General features: G+C 65.8%; 11 protein-coding genes. 5 read left to right on the top strand and 6 right to left on the bottom strand.

From position 1 onward, the window contains the following. Window positions 1-91: 91 nt before the first annotated feature. Together VF617_RS07060 and VF617_RS07055 are read left to right on the top strand one after the other, a co-directional pair. Window positions 92-1,447, top strand: coding sequence for a glycoside hydrolase family 88 protein (locus tag VF617_RS07060; RefSeq protein WP_331014166.1), 1,356 nt, complete (start codon window positions 92-94; stop codon window positions 1,445-1,447). Between the two features lie 38 nt (window positions 1,448-1,485). Beyond that, window positions 1,486-3,765: a glycoside hydrolase family 88 protein gene (locus VF617_RS07055; RefSeq protein WP_331014165.1), complete on the top strand. Its 2,280-nt coding sequence runs from the start codon at window positions 1,486-1,488 to the stop codon at window positions 3,763-3,765. Here VF617_RS07055 and VF617_RS07050 read toward each other — a convergent pair. Genes VF617_RS07050 through VF617_RS07040 form a run of 3 tightly spaced genes read right to left on the bottom strand, consistent with a single transcriptional unit; the run spans window position 3,762 to window position 6,885 of the window. Then, complete coding sequence (locus VF617_RS07050; protein WP_331014164.1) at window positions 3,762-4,394, bottom strand: 2-dehydro-3-deoxy-6-phosphogalactonate aldolase; 633 nt, start codon at window positions 4,392-4,394, stop codon at window positions 3,762-3,764. The two genes, VF617_RS07055 and VF617_RS07050, sit on opposite strands and share 4 nt — an antisense overlap. Then, window positions 4,391-5,260, bottom strand: a complete 870-nt coding sequence (locus VF617_RS07045; RefSeq protein ID WP_331014322.1) for a 2-dehydro-3-deoxygalactonokinase — start codon at window positions 5,258-5,260, stop codon at window positions 4,391-4,393. Before VF617_RS07045 ends, VF617_RS07050 begins: the two co-directional genes overlap by 4 nt. Next, complete coding sequence (locus tag VF617_RS07040; protein WP_331014163.1) at window positions 5,251-6,885, bottom strand: sodium/sugar symporter; 1,635 nt, start codon at window positions 6,883-6,885, stop codon at window positions 5,251-5,253. Before VF617_RS07040 ends, VF617_RS07045 begins: the two co-directional genes overlap by 10 nt. Before the next feature lie 169 nt (window positions 6,886-7,054). Between VF617_RS07040 and VF617_RS07035 the strand changes: the two genes are divergently transcribed. Then, window positions 7,055-7,789, top strand: a complete 735-nt coding sequence (locus VF617_RS07035; RefSeq protein ID WP_331014162.1) for a FadR/GntR family transcriptional regulator — start codon at window positions 7,055-7,057, stop codon at window positions 7,787-7,789. 15 nt (window positions 7,790-7,804) lie between these two features. Here the strand turns inward: VF617_RS07035 and VF617_RS07030 are convergent, their stop codons facing one another. Next, entirely contained in the window at window positions 7,805-9,607 is a 1,803-nt protein-coding gene (locus tag VF617_RS07030) for an IlvD/Edd family dehydratase (RefSeq protein ID WP_331014161.1), read from the bottom strand. 119 nt (window positions 9,608-9,726) lie between these two features. Here VF617_RS07030 and VF617_RS07025 point away from each other — a divergent pair, with 119 nt between their 5' ends. Next, window positions 9,727-10,662, top strand: coding sequence for a Gfo/Idh/MocA family protein (locus tag VF617_RS07025; protein WP_331014160.1), 936 nt, complete (start codon window positions 9,727-9,729; stop codon window positions 10,660-10,662). On the opposite strand, the gene VF617_RS07020 is transcribed toward VF617_RS07025, so the two are convergent. Then, window positions 10,659-11,408 (bottom strand): SDR family NAD(P)-dependent oxidoreductase, encoded by a 750-nt coding sequence (locus VF617_RS07020; RefSeq protein WP_331014159.1) that lies wholly within the window; start codon window positions 11,406-11,408, stop codon window positions 10,659-10,661. The two genes, VF617_RS07025 and VF617_RS07020, sit on opposite strands and share 4 nt — an antisense overlap. 86 nt (window positions 11,409-11,494) lie before the next feature. On the opposite strand from VF617_RS07020, the gene VF617_RS07015 reads away from it, so the two are divergent. Further along, complete coding sequence (locus VF617_RS07015; protein ID WP_331014158.1) at window positions 11,495-12,379, top strand: SMP-30/gluconolactonase/LRE family protein; 885 nt, start codon at window positions 11,495-11,497, stop codon at window positions 12,377-12,379. 289 nt (window positions 12,380-12,668) lie between these two features. Here the strand turns inward: VF617_RS07015 and VF617_RS07010 are convergent, their stop codons facing one another. Continuing rightward, window positions 12,669-14,561 (bottom strand): rhamnogalacturonan lyase, encoded by a 1,893-nt coding sequence (locus VF617_RS07010; protein ID WP_331014157.1) that lies wholly within the window; start codon window positions 14,559-14,561, stop codon window positions 12,669-12,671. Window positions 14,562-14,596: the final 35 nt, after the last annotated feature.

Raw genomic sequence — 14,596 nt, 5'->3', positions numbered from 1 at the left:
GCGCAAACGACGCATTGCTATCTAGAACGACGCCGCAGCCTCCCCCTTCGAATGGGGCGGGAAAGCCGGCGCACGAGCGAAGGAGAGAGAAATGCGCAAGCTGTCGGCCGCCATTGCGGGGTTCGGGCTATTTCTGGCGGGCGGCGCATTAGCCCAGCAGGCTGCCGAGCCGGTCAGCGTCTCGATCCACCGGAATCCGGCCAAATATCCGGTGCCCTATGGGCCGCTCGACGAAGCGAGGGTCGTCGAGGTGCTCAATCGCGTGCACGCCTATGTCGATCGGACCACGCCCACGGGGCTGATGGATCGCGAGAGCGGCCGCGCGATCGGTCGCGTGGCGGATGCGGGTCTGGGGACGGCGATCCGCAAGGGCGATTTCAGCCTGACCAGCTATGAATGGGGCGTCACCTATTCGGGAATGCTGGCCGCCGCCGACGCCACGGGCGATCCGCGCTATGCGGGATATGTGCGCGACCGGCTGAACTTCCTCGCCGAAGTCTCGGGTCATTACCGCCAGATGCCGGGCGCGAACGCCGCCAACGTGCCGGTGAAGCAGATATTGTTTCCCGCCGCGCTCGACGATTCGGGCGCGATGGCGGCGGCGGTGATCAAGATGCAGCGGCGCGGCGGCGCCAGCGACCTGACGCCGATGATCCGCCATTATCTCGATTACGTCTCGACCAAGCAGTTTCGCCTGACCGATGGCACGTTGGCCCGCAACCGGCCCTTTGCCGACACCTTGTGGCTCGACGATATGTATATGAGCATACCGGCGATCGCGCAGATGGGGGCGCTGACCGGCGAGCGGCGTTATTTCGACGACGCGGTGAAGCAGGTGCTGCAATTCTCCAAGCGGATGTTCCAGAACGATAAGGGCCTGTACCTTCATGGCTGGGTCCAGGCGATGGACCCGCACCCCGCGATCTATTGGGCGCGCGCCAATGGCTGGGCGATCCTGGCGATGACCGAACTGCTGGACGTGCTGCCGCAGAACCATCCCGGCCGTGCCGCAGTGCTCAAACAGTATCGCGCGCACGCCGCTGGACTGGCGCGTTATCAATCGGGCAACGGCATGTGGCACCAGCTGCTCGATCGCCCGGACTCCTATCTCGAGACATCGGCGACGGCGATGTACGCCTATTCGATCGCACGCGGGATCAACCGCGGCTGGCTGGATGCCAAGGCCTATGGCCCGATGGCGATCCTGGCTTGGCACGCGATCACCACCAAGGTGAACAAGGACGGGCAGGTCGAGGATGTGTGCGTCGGCACAGGCATCGGCTTCGATCCCGCATATTATTATTACCGGCCGGTCAACGTCCTGGCGGCGCACGGCTATGGCCCCGTCCTGCTGGCGGGGGCGGAGATGGTGATGCTCTCGCGCAAGCATCGCTATGCCGGAAATGGCGGGCTCCAATTGGTCGTGCCGGGCGCCGGGCGCGAATGAGAGCAAGGCAGACCCACGATATGAAGGAAATCAGCCGGATGCGTCGTTTTGGCCATTGCCTGACCACCGCCACTGCGATGCTGCTCGCCTTCGCCGCATCTGCCCAGACGGAACCCCCGGTCGCCCCGGCGGCAATCGCGCCGCTGCCGCCCGGAGCGCTGCGCTTCGATCGCGCGGCGATGCCCGATCCGGCGCGCGTGCTCGCGCTGGTAAACCACAGCGCCGCCGCGCAGATGGCGCTGCTCAAGGCCCGCCCGCTTTATGTGGGCCAGCGCGGCCCCGGACCGCGCAATATGGGCGCGATCAACACCAACTGGATTTCGGCGACTTTCCTCATCGGGCTCCAGCGGCTGGCGCGCGTCTCCGACGAGACCGGCGCCCGGCAATATCTGCGCGACGTGGCCGAGCATTATAATTTCGGGCTGCTCGGCGCGTGGTCCACGCACAACATGCTCGACGCAGACAATATCGCGATCGGCGATGTCTATCAGGAGCTTTATGCACGCAGCGGCGAGGCGGGCGAGATCGCGCCCTTGCGCGCGCGGCTGGATTTCGGGCTGCCGTCGCTCCAGGCCGATCCCGCGCCGGCGAAGCTTGTCTGGTGGTGGTGCGACGCGTTGTTCATGGCTCCCCCAGTCTATGCGCGAATGGCGGCGCTCACGCATGACCACAGCTATCTACAGGCGATGGATGTCCAATGGTGGCGGGTTTACGACCGGCTCTGGTCGGCCGAGCATAATCTCTTCTATCGCGACGAGCGCTTCGTCACGCGCAAGACCGCAAGCGGCAAGCCGGTATTCTGGGGCCGCGGAAACGGCTGGGTTGTCGCCGGGCTTGCGCGCCTGCTCGATACCATGCCGGCAAACTACCAGACTCGCCCGCGCTATGTGGAAGTCTTCCAGAAGATGATGGCGAGCATCGCCAGGCTCCAGCGCGGCGACGGGCTGTGGACCGCGAGCCTGCTCGATCCCAATGATCCGCCGGGCGGCGAGACCACAGCTTCGGCATTCTTCACTTATGCGATGGCCTGGGGGATCAATCACGGGATCCTCGACCGCGCCGCCTATCTGCCGCGCGTGCAACGCGGGTGGGCGGCGCTGGCGGAGCGCATCCAGCCCAATGGCCTGCTCGGCTTCGCCCAGCGCACAGGGGACCAGCCCGAGCCGTCACGCGCCACCGATCATGCGCTATATGGCACGGGCGGGCTGTTGCTCGCCGGCGTGGAGGTAATGAACCTGGGCAAGCCGGTGAGCGCACTGCCGATCGCCGAGCCGCAACGCGACCCGCCGGGGCCGGTCCGGATGCCGATCGCGCTGCGCCCGCGGCCTGAAAATGGTGATCCCGCAGCGATCAAGAGCTGGGAGCGCGGCATGGCCGAGCGCCAGGCGATGATCGACCTGGCCTATAATCCTTCGCAGCAGCAAGCGCCCGCCGATGCCCCCGCCGCGCGCGCAGACGGCATCGTGATGCCGAAGATCACGCTGCCGCTGACTCCGCCCGCGGACCGCTCCGCGCGCGCGAGCATCAAATTCGCCCCCTATCGTTTCGACGACCTGCTCTGGGAAAACGACCGCACCGCGCATCGCATCTATGGGCCTGCACTGGAGAAAGAGGAGCCGCCCTCGACCTCGGGCATCGACGCCTGGGGCAAGAATGTCGCCTGGCCGTTCATGGAACGCCAGCTGCGCACCGGCAAGCAGCACGATTATCACGGCGACGGGATCGACTTCTACAATGTGGGCACGACGCGCGGGGCGGGCGGACTGGGCATCTGGGCCAACAACAAGCTCTGGGCCTCACGCAACTGGGCTAAATATCGCATCCTGAAGGACGGCCCGGACGTGGCCGATTTCGAAGTGGATTACGCGCCCTGGCCAGTCGATACCGCGCGCAAGGCATGGGAGACGCGGCGTTTCACGTTGCCGCTAGGCACGAATTTCACGCGGATGGTCTCCACGATCGGGTCCGATCAGCCCGGCGAAATGCTGGTCGGTATCGGCATCCAGAAAAAGCCGACCGTCACCCCGGGCCAGGGCGTGTTCACCGCCGATCGGGCAAATGGCCGGTTCAGTTTCTGGACCCCCGAGGACCCCGACAAGGGCGCGATGGGAGTCGGCGTGCTGGTCGATCCCGCGATGATCGCCGACGTGGTGCAGGACGCGGACAATTACATCATCCTGCTCCGCGTGACCCCGGGCAAGCCGTTCGTCTATTATACCGGCGGCGCGTGGAGCAAAGGGCTGCACTTCCACGACCGCGCGGCGTGGGAAGCCTATGTCGCGGGGGTCAAGGCGGATTTCGTGGCGCGGCGTGATTAGAGCGCGGCCAGCGCGGAGATGAAGGCTCGGGCGTTTTGGCCTACTGCTTCGGCGGTGAGGCCAGGCTTGTAGAGCGCCGAGCCGAGTCCGAAGCCCGCGGCCCCCGCCGCGCGCCACGGACCCATATTACCCGGATCGATCCCGCCCACGGGCAGGACGCGAATGCTTGAGGGCAGGACGGCGCGCATTGCCTTGAGCACCTGGGGGCTCGATCCTTCCGCTGGAAAAAGCTTGAGCGCGGTGGCTCCGGTGTCGAGCGCGGCAAAGGCTTCGCTCGGCGTGACGATGCCGGGGAGCGAAACCAGGCCCGACTCGGAGCTGGCGGCGATCACCCGCAAATTGGCATTGGGCGAAATGATCATCGTGCCGCCCGCAGCGCGAACGGCGGTTACGTCCGCTTCGCGCAACACCGTGCCCGCGCCGATCACCGCGCGGCCTTCGAAGCGCTTGGCCAGGCGTGCGATGCTGTCGAGCGGGTCGGGCGAATTGAGGGGGACTTCGATCAGCGTGAACCCAGCCTCGACAAGCGCCTCGCTTATGCGCTCGACTTCCTCGGGCTTCACGCCGCGCAGGATGGCGACGAGCGGGCAGCGCGCGAAGGCGGCGTCGAATTCGGCGATATGGCTCATGATCGGCTTCCGATGGCAATGATTCCCGCGGCAAACGCAGCGGGGCTGTCGACAAGTCGCGCGGCGCGGCCATGCGCTTCGATCGCAGCGGCGTAAAGCCCGCCAAGCGCCGGATCGGCGAGGATATGAACCGTGTCGTGGTTGGCCACCGCCAGCCGAGCGGCGACGTCGCTGCCGATCAGCAGACCGCTGGCGAAGCTCGCCGCGTCGGCGTCGTCGCGCTGCCCGAGCATCCTGGCGGCGCGGATGCCGAACAGGGACGCGGCGAGATCGCGCTTCGCGCCCTCGGCAAGGCCATCGCGAAAGGCCGGCCCCAGGGATACTTCCGCGCCGAGCTGGGCGGCGAGAAGTCCGTGGGCGCGGAGCAGGGCGAAGAGCTCGCCGGTCATGGCTGTAGTGAAGCTGTGGATGCGCCCGCCCGCCATCTCGGCCCATTTGCAGTGAGTCCCCGGCTGGGCGAGCAGCGCATCGCCGGGCACCAGGCCGGCCTCGACGGCGCCGAGCAGCTGGACCTCCTCCCCGCGCATCACATCGGCGGGGGCCGCATTGGATACCCCGGGGACGATCGCGGTGCGGTCGTCGATCCAGAGCAAGCCGTCGGCCAGTTCATCGAGGCCGGCGGGGGCCGGGACGTAGGGGGCCGCGCGCCAGCCGATATTTGAGCCAACCATTCCCGCGAGCAGCATCGGCAAGTCGCCGAAGCGCCCGCGCATCTCCGCCGCTTCGGCCGCGAAATCCTCGACGGTCGTGACTCCCTTGCCGTCACGCTCGGTGCGCGCGACCTCTCCGCCTTCGATCAGGAAGACACGACGGTTGGTCGTGCCCCAATCGACGGCGAGGAAGCGCGCGCCGAAACTCACCACCAGGTCGCGTAGAGCGCGATCAGGATGAGGATCACGCCCAGGCCTGCCACGTTGAACGCAGTGGTGGTGCGAAAAGTGACGCCCTCCATCGTAACCCGATTGGCGTCACCGCGGCCCCGAACCAGCAGCGACACCACCATCGCCAGGAACAGGCTGACGACGAACACGAACATCATCCGGTTCATGAACGGGAAGAGATAGGCGTTGAGTGCATCGGGGAGCATCGCCGACGGGATGCTCATCTTGAGTATGTAGGAGAGCAGCACCGAGGTGACAGCCGCGACGATCGCGCCCGCTTCGGTCGCCGGCTTCCAGAACAGCCCCAGCAGGAAGATCACGGTGATGCCGGGCGTGAAGAAGCCGGAGAATTCCTGGATGAACTGGAAGGCCTGATCCGAATTGCCGAGCAGCGGGCGCGTGGCGATCAGGGCAATCACGACGGCAAGCGCCGCGACCAAGCGACCGACGAGGACGAGATGCTTTTCCTGGCCCTCGACCACGGCGACGCCGTCCTCGGCGCGCGTGCTCATGCCACGCCCCTTGGCGTAGAGATCGAGCGTGAAGATCGTCGCGATCGAATTGATCTTGGACGCCATCGAGGCGACGATCGCCGCCACCAAAGCCGCGAAGACCAAGCCGAGCAGGCCGGTCGGCAGCAGCTTCATCATCGTGGGATAGGCCTCGTCGCCTACCGCGAGGCCGGGTGCCAGGATTACCGCGGCGATGCCGGGGAGGACGAACAGGAGGGGCATCAGCAGCTTCAGATAGGCGGCAAATGCGACGCCCTTCTGCGCTTCGCCGATATTCTTGGCGGCGAGTGCGCGCTGGATGATATACTGGTTGAAGCCCCAATAAGAGAGGTTGGCGATCCACATCCCGCCGACCAGCACGGCGATGCCCGGCAGATCCTTATAGAAGGGATGATTGGGCTCGAGGATCATGTTGAAATGGCCGGGAACGCGTTGGGTAAGCACGTCGAAGCCCGCGATCACGCCCTGGCCGCCGCCGATCTGGTCCAGGGTAAGATAGGAGATAACCAGACCGCCCAGGACCAGCAAGGTGACCTGGACGATGTCGGTGAGCGCGACCGCTTTGAGGCCGCCATATAGCTGATAGAGCAGCGCGAAGGCACCCAGGCCGATCAGTGCCGCGTTCTGATTCACTCCGGCGACCTGGTGCACCGCGATCGAGCCTAGCCAGAGGATCGAAGTGAGGTTCACGAACACGTAGAGCGCCAGCCAGAACACCGCCATGATCACCGGCAGCACGCGCCCGTAGCGCTGCTCCAGGAACTGCGGCATCGTGTAGATCTTGTTCTTGAGGAAGATCGGCAGGAAATATTTGCCGACGATCAGCAGCGTCAGCGCCGACATCCATTCATAGGAAGCGACCGCCAGGCCCAATTTGTAGCCCGAGCCGGACATTCCGACGATCTGCTCGGCGGAAATGTTCGCCGCGATGAGCGATGCGCCGATCGCCCACCAGGGAAGCGACTTGGACGCCAGGAAATAGTCCGACGTGTCCTTTTCGTGCCCCGCTTTCTCGCGGCTAACCCATTGCGCCAGGCCGAAAATGCCGATGGCGTAGACGATGACGACGATCAGGTCGATCTGCGATAGGCTGGTCACGGCTTCCCCTTCCGGATGGCTGCACGGTGGCTTTTGCCACTCGTCGCGCACAGGTGCGCAGCGGCGTTGCCAATCAATTATCTTATTTATTGCACTTGTCCAGCCATCGGATCGGCTTAAGCAAGGCGCTTAGAACGCACACAGTGCGCGGGGCTCAAGGCGGGGATATATGGCGACCCATTCGCGACTCGGAACCGAGCAGTTGCTTCCGCAACTGGGCCGGAACCTGACCTATGGCATGCTCGACAGCCTGGGCCGCGCGATCGTGACCGGCCGCTACGACGAAGAAGCGTTTCCCACCGAGGCCGAACTCGCCAAGCAGCATGGTGTCAGCCGCTCCGTCACGCGCGAGGCAGTGAAGATGCTCACCGCCAAGGGCCTGCTCAGCGCGCGCCCGCGCCAGGGCACGGTGATCCAGCCGACCGATTCGTGGAATCTGTTCGACACCGACGTGCTGCGCTGGCTGCTGGAGCGGCAATTCTCGCTCGAACTGCTGCGCCAGTTCAATCAATTGCGCGTGGCGATAGAGCCCGAGGCCGCGGCGCTTGCCGCGCGCTTCGCGGACGAAGCAGACCTTCGCAGTATTTCACTAGGGCTGGAGCGGATGCATGCGGCAGAGCGCGGCCTCGAAGACACGCTGGAGGCTGACATCGCTTTTCACGTCGCGATCCTGCGCGCCTCGGGCAATCCATTCTATGCGCAGTTCCGCGACGTGGTGAGCACTGCGCTCAGGACCTCGATCCGCTTCACCAATCGGATCGCGGGGCGATCCGCAAGCGTCGAGGATCATGCCGCAGTGCGCGACGCGATTGCCGCGCGCGACCCCGACGCCGCGCGAGCCGCGATGCGGACGCTGATCGCCGACGTGCTGGAACTGATCGATGATGCCGCGGTGAATCCCTAGCGCGCGGCTCCAGGCCTAGTGGCTGTCGCGGGGCACGCCCTTCGTCTGGGCGATGCGCTGATATTTGACTGCGTTTTCGAGTACCGCGCCGGTATCGAACTGGCCGACCAGATCGCGGTGGATCTCCTGCCACGGCGTCTGCGATTCGGGGATGTAATCGATCGCCAGCGCGGCGCGGCGGCGTTCGATCTCGGCGGGTTCGACCAGCATGTCGGCGGTGCGGTTCTTCAGGTCGATGCGGATGCGGTCGCCGGTCTGCACGATCGCCAGCCCGCCGCCCACTGCCGCTTCGGGTGCCGCGTTCAGGATCGACGGGCTGCCGCTGGTGCCCGATTGGCGCCCGTCGCCAAGGCACGGCAGCGCGTGAACGCCCGCCTGGATCAGCGCGGTGGGTGGGCGCATGTTCACTACCTCGGCGCCGCCGGGGTAGCCGACCGGTCCGGCGCCGCGCATGATCAGGATCGAGTTGGTGTCGATGCCGACCGAAGGATCGTCGATGCGGTGGTGATAATCCTCCGGCCCGTCGAACACGACCGCGACGCCCTCAAAGGCCTCGGGATCGTCCGGATTGCTGAGATAGCGGCTGCGGAATGCATCGGAGATCACGCTCAGCTTCATCACGGCATTGTCGAACAGATTGCCCGACAGCACAGTGAGGCCCGCGGCGGGCTTCATCGGCGCGTCGAGCGGGAAGATGACGTCGGCGTCTCCGCTTTCGGCATGGGCGACATTGTCGGCAATCGTCTTGCCGTTCACGGTGAGCGCGCTGCCGTCGATCAGCCCGGCGCGCAGCAGCTGGCCCATCACCGCGGGCACGCCGCCGGCGCGGTAGAAATCCTCGCCCAGATATTTGCCCGCGGGCTGCAGGTTGACGACCAGAGGAATGTCGGAGCCGTGCGCCTCCCAGTCGCCGAGGCTGAGCTCGACGCCGATATGGCGCGCGATCGCGTTCAGATGGATGGGGGCGTTGGTCGATCCGCCGATCGCCGAGTTCACGCGGATCGCGTTGAGGAAGGCTTCGCGCGTCAGGATGTCGCTGGGCTTGCGGTCCGCGGCGACCATCTCGACGATCCGCAGCCCCGTGCGATAGGCGTTTTCCTGGCGGTCGCGATAGGGCGCGGGGATCGCCGCCGATCCGGGCAGCGACATGCCGAGCGCTTCGCACAGCGAGTTCATCGTGGTCGCGGTGCCCATCGTATTGCACCAGCCGGTCGACGGGGCGGAGCTGGCGACCAACTCGATAAAGCCCTTATAGTCGATCTCGCCCGCCGCGAGCATCTCGCGCGCTTTCCACACGATCGTGCCGCTGCCGGTGCGTTCGCCCTTGAACCAGCCGTTGAGCATCGGGCCCACCGACAAGGCGATCGACGGGATGTTCACCGTGGCCGCCGCCATCAGGCAGGCAGGCGTGGTCTTGTCGCAGCCGATCGTCAGCACGACGCCGTCCATCGGATAGCCGTAGATCGTCTCGACCAGGCTCAGATAGCTCAGGTTACGATCGAGCCCGGCCGTTGGCCGCTTGCCCGTTTCCTGGATCGGATGCGTGGGAAATTCCATGGCGATGCCGCCCGCGTCGCGAATGCCTTCGCGCACGCGCTTGGCCAGCTCGATATGGTGACGGTTGCACGGAACCAGATCGCTGCCGGTCTGCGCGATGCCGATGATCGGGCGGCCCGATTGCAGTTCTTCCAGGCTGATGCCGTAATTCAGATAGCGTTCGACATAGAGCGCGGTCATGTCGGGATTGGCAGGGTTGTCGAACCATGCCCGCGACCTCAGCGGCGGGCGCTTGTCGTTCGAATCCTCTCCACCGCTCATTGCATTCTCCGAATCGATCCCGGCGCTCGCATGATCCCCGGCGCTTCCCCAAGCGCTGCTTGATATCGGCAAGGCTCGGCAATAGGAACCTATATATACGATAAATAAAAGGGCGCGGAATGATTGAAGTCTCGCAGGCGATCCGATTGGGATTGGTCGGGATCGGCAAGATCGCGCGGGACCAGCATTTGCCCGCGCTTGCGGGCGAGCCGCGCTTCGCGCTCGCCGCCGCCGCCAGCCGCAATGCCAAGGTGGATGGCGTGCCCGGCTATCACGACGTGGAGGCGATGATCGCGGGCGGAGAGGGGCTGGAGGCCGTGTCGCTCTGCACGCCGCCAGAAGGCCGATACGCCCAGGCGGCGGCCGCGATCGAGGCCGGGCTGCATGTGATGCTCGAAAAGCCTCCCGCCGCGACGGTATCCGAAATCGCCGCGCTCGAAGCCAAGGCGCGCGCGGCCGGCGTGACCTTGTTCGCCACCTGGCATTCGCGCGAAGCCGCGGCGGTGGAGCCGGCGCGCCAATGGCTGGCGGGTAAGCGAATCGATGCGGTGCGCATTGTGTGGCGCGAGGATATTCGCCGCTGGCATCCGGGGCAGGAATGGATCCTGGCGGCGGGGGGCTTTGGCGTGTTCGATCCGGCGATCAACGCGCTGTCGATCGCCACGCGGATATTGCCCGAGCCGCTGATCCTGGAAAACGCCTGGATGGACGTGCCGGAGGGGCGCGGGGCGCCGCTGGCCGCGGGGCTGACGATGCGTTCGGGCGAGGCCAGCGTCACCGCGGATCTGGATTTCCTGCAGACCGGCGACCAGACCTGGGACATCGAGATCGACACCGATGCCGGAATGCTGCGGCTGGGGCTGGGTGGGAGCGTGATCACCCTGCCGGGCGAAGCGCCGCAAAAAGCGCCCGACCGCGAATATTCCCGGCTTTATGCGCGCTTCGCGGAATTGATCGCGGCGGGGGAGAGCGATGTGGATATGCGCCCACTCCAGATCGTCGCGGACGCTTTCCTGGTGGGCGACCGAAGGACGACTGCGCCCTTCGAGTTCTAGCCCATATATTGCCCGCCATTCACGTGCAGCGTCTGGCCCGTGACGTAGCCGCTGAGCGAAGGCGAGGCGAAATACAGGAACGTGCCGGTGATGTCCTCGGGCGTGCCGATGCGGCCCATCGGGACAGAAGCCTCCATCGCCGCCATGCGCTCGGGCGGAGTCGCGGCGTGGAACGGTGTGTCGACCACGCCGGGCGAGACGCAATTCACGCGGATGCCGTATTTGGCCCAGTCCTTGGCCAGATGCCGCGTGAGCGTATGGATATAGGCCTTGGATGCGGCATAGAGCCCCGCCCCGGTGCCGCCGCCGTCCATCGCGGCGATGGAGCCGACGTTGATGATGCAGGGATCGCGCCCCTGGGCCAGCGCCGCGCGCGCGGCTTGCGAGGCCTGGATCACCGCGCGGGCGTTCAAATCGAAGATATCGTCGATCAGCGCGTTCTCTGCGTCGGCGATCGGAACGCGAGCCACCAGCGAGCCGGCATTGTTGATCAGGATATCGAGGCCGCCCAGCACTTCGATCGCCCTCGACACGAGGCTTGCCGCCGCGCCCGTTTCGGTCAGGTCGCCGCCCAGGGCGTGGCCCCCGATTTCCGCGGCCAAGGCATTGGCCGGCCCGGCGCTGCGATTGTAATGGATCGCGACCCGCGCGCCCTGCGCCGCGAAGGCCCGCGCCGTCGCCGCGCCGATGCCGGTGCTTCCGCCCAGTATGAAGACGCGCTTGCCCTCAAGATCGTCGATCCGCATGCTTTTAATTGTCCGATATATTGGTCATGAGCGGGTAGCCGCGCGGGCCTTACCGGTCAAATTCGCGCACGAAAAAGGAGTTCGATGTGGGTGGAGTCGCGACTTCTCAACCAGTGAGCGTCTGGCATCTTCAGGCGCCGTTGCTCGAAGGGCCGGTGTGGATCGACGGCGTTTTGTGGTTCGTCGATATCAAGAGCCGGAAGGTCCACCGGCTCGATCCCGTGGCGGGCAGCAAGACGAGCTGGGACGCGCCCGACCAGGTGGGTTTCGTGCTGCCCGCCAAGGGCGGCGGCCTGATAGCGGGGCTGAAGACGGGCCTGGCGCGCTTCGACCCGCAAGACGGCAGCTTTGCGCCATTCTGCGATCCCGAGCCCGACCGGCCCGGCAACCGGCTTAACGACGGGACGGTCGATCCAGCCGGCCGGCTGTGGTTTGGGACGATGGACGACGGGGAGTCGGCGGACACGGGCGCGATCTATCGACTCGCGGCCGATGGAAGCTGCGTCGCCGAAAGCCCGCGCATCGCCATCACCAACGGGCCGGCGCTGAGCCCCGACGGGCGCACGCTCTATCATGTCGATACGCGGCGGGGGATAATCTACGCCTGCGAGGTCGGCTCCGATGGCGCGCTGGCAAACCGGCGGGAGTTCGCGCGCATCCCCAATGCCGAGGGGCATCCGGACGGGCCGACCGTCGATAGCGAAGGCTGCATATGGGTGGGGCTGTACATGGGATCGGCCGTGCGGCGTTACTCGCCAGGCGGGGAATTGCTGGAAACAGTCGCCTTCCCCGTGGATGCCATTACCAAGATCGCATTCGGCGGACCCGATCTGAAGACGGTCTATGCCACCACCGCCAACAAGCATCTGTCGGCAGAAGAAAAGGCCGCCAGCCCCGAGGCCGGCGACCTTTTCCGGTTTGAAGTCAGCGTGCCGGGGCAGACTGGCTATGCGGTGAAGATGGGGCTCTAGGATGTATCGACATTCAGCGGTGAGCTAATCACCCCTCGCCCCCTGCAAGGGGGAGAGGGTTGCGCAAACTTAGGCCGCGCTTCTTCAGCGCGGTCTTAGTTGGAGCTGGGTGAGGGGGTGTGGCCGCACTTGCGGACACTCGGCGCTTTGCGCCGATCTACCCCTCACCCAACCTCCGCTAGGCAGCAAGCTGCCAAGCTGCGGTAACCCTCTCCCCTATCAAGGGGAGAGGGAAAGAAGGGCGGCATTTGAATATCGATACAACCTAGCCCAAGCCTGACCTGCGGGCCTACTTCGTCCCAAGATAGTACGACGTGTGCGGCGGCTGGTTGTACGCGGTGTTCTGCCACGCCACCGCCAGGCGATAGACGGGATCGTGCATCAGCGTGACGATGCGCTCCTGGGTGGGGATGGGCGTGGTGTAGATGCGCAATTCCTTGCTGTCTTCGCTGCGCACGATCAGTTCCTCGCGCCAATCGCCCAGGATATCGGCGGAAAGCGCCGGGTTCTGCTTCGACCCGTTGTTCGAGGCGGCGCCGGCGGGATCGAGCAGCACGGTTTCGCTGCCCTTTTCCCAATCCCATTTGCTGATGCGCTTGCCGTCCAGCGGCTCGCGGAGGCGGTCGCCGTCCCACCAGATGGCGAAGTTCGCCGAGCGGGGATGGCCGCCGGGGATGACGTTGCCCTTCACATCGTAAAGCTCGCGGCTGTTCGATGCCCAGGCTTCGGCGCCGGGATGGCGCGGATCGATGTCCATCGCGACGCCGCGCCCGGTGTCCTGCTGGGCGGGAGTGGACCAGAGGATCGCGCCGGTCCTCGCATCGAGCATCGCCGCGCCGCGATTGCCGCTCATGCGCATCACTTCGTGCGCGCCGAACTTCTCAAGGCCGGGATGATTGGGATCGAGATCGGAGACGTGCATCGCATCGCCATGGCCGAGGCCGGACGACCATAGCCCCTTGCCATTGTCGTCCACGACCATCGAGCCGTAGAAAATCTCGTCCTTACCGTCGCCATCGACATCGGCGATCGAGAGCTGGTGATTGCCGTTGCCGCCGAATTTCTCGTTGCCCGGCTTGGCGCTGTCGAACAGCCAGCGGAGGCTGAGCTTGCCGCCGCGATAATCATAGGCGGCGATGCCGGTGCGGGCATAATAGCCGCGGCCGAAGACCAGGCTGGGCCGGCGCCCGTCCAGATAAGCGACACCGGCGAGGTAGCGCTCCGAGCGATTGCCGTAACCGTCGCCCCAGACGGCGGCGAGCTGTTCCGGGGTGGGCGAGTCGGTCTCGGGGTGGCGCGCGGGGGCATAAGGCGCGCTGGCGAGTGCGCGCCCGGTGCGGCCGTCGAACACGGTGAGGAATTCGGGGCCCGCGAGGATGCGGCCCTTGGTCCGGGCGACGAAGCTGCCGTCCGGAAGCGTCTCGGAACCGGTTCGGTCCTTCGAGGGGATCGATCCGTCCTTGGTGCGCCAATCGGCATTGGCGTTGCCGATCGCCCGACCCGTGCCGTCGATCGTACCGTCCGATGTCTTCATCGCGATTTCGGCGCGGCCGTCGCCGTCGAGATCATAGACCATGAACTGGGTGTAGTGCGCGCCCGAGCGGATGTTCCGCCCCAGGTCGATGCGCCACAGCATCTTGCCGTCCATCGTATAGGCGTCGATCAGCGTTTCGCCGCTATAGCCGCCAAAGGCATTGTCCTTGGAAATGTTCGGAGCCCATTTGACGATCACTTCGTAGCGCCCGTCGCCGTCGAGATCGCCGACCGAGGCGTCGTTGGCGGCATAGCTATAGGCCTCGCCATCGGGCGTGGTACGGCCGGCAGGAGGCGCCAGCGGGATGGACAGGTAACTGTTCGTCCACGTCGTCACGCCGCCGCGGCGGCCAAGGCCGTAGCGCGAAGTGGCGGTGCCCTCACGGTCGAGCACGCTGGTGGCCTCGCCGCCGCCGATGCGTGCGATCGGCTTGCCGTCGCGATAGAGCGTGAAGCGCGTGCCGCGCGAATCGCCGCCCAGCAAGCGCCAGGAAACGTGATTGCCGCCGCCCGCCGCGGGCACGGCGACCAGTCCGCGATCGAGCCGTTCGATCTGCCTGCCGCCCAGTTGCGGCGCGCGCTGCGCAAGGGCAACCGGCGCCAGCGTGAGTCCCAAAGCGATAAAGCCTGTCAGGCGAATTACGCGCATACTACCTCTCCATATTTATCTGCGTCCTTGCTGGC

The organism is Sphingomonas sp. (assembly GCF_036388215.1).
In the GTDB taxonomy this organism is placed as follows: domain Bacteria; phylum Pseudomonadota; class Alphaproteobacteria; order Sphingomonadales; family Sphingomonadaceae; genus Sphingomonas.
This window is presented reverse-complemented; position numbering and strand designations above follow the sequence as displayed.

Bases quoted from the DNA above. Each gene is read 5' to 3' on its own strand.
- VF617_RS07055 (WP_331014165.1), top strand. From the start codon at position 1,486: ATGCGTCGTTTTGGCCATTGCCTGACCACCGCCACTGCGATGCTGCTC.
- VF617_RS07020 (WP_331014159.1), bottom strand. From the start codon at position 11,408: ATGCGGATCGACGATCTTGAGGGCAAGCGCGTCTTCATACTGGGCGGA.
- VF617_RS07050 (WP_331014164.1), bottom strand. From the start codon at position 4,394: ATGAGCCATATCGCCGAATTCGACGCCGCCTTCGCGCGCTGCCCGCTC.
- VF617_RS07030 (WP_331014161.1), bottom strand. From the start codon at position 9,607: ATGAGCGGTGGAGAGGATTCGAACGACAAGCGCCCGCCGCTGAGGTCG.
- VF617_RS07010 (WP_331014157.1), bottom strand. From the start codon at position 14,561: ATGCGCGTAATTCGCCTGACAGGCTTTATCGCTTTGGGACTCACGCTG.
- VF617_RS07060 (WP_331014166.1), top strand. From the start codon at position 92: ATGCGCAAGCTGTCGGCCGCCATTGCGGGGTTCGGGCTATTTCTGGCG.
- VF617_RS07025 (WP_331014160.1), top strand. From the start codon at position 9,727: ATGATTGAAGTCTCGCAGGCGATCCGATTGGGATTGGTCGGGATCGGC.
- VF617_RS07035 (WP_331014162.1), top strand. From the start codon at position 7,055: ATGGCGACCCATTCGCGACTCGGAACCGAGCAGTTGCTTCCGCAACTG.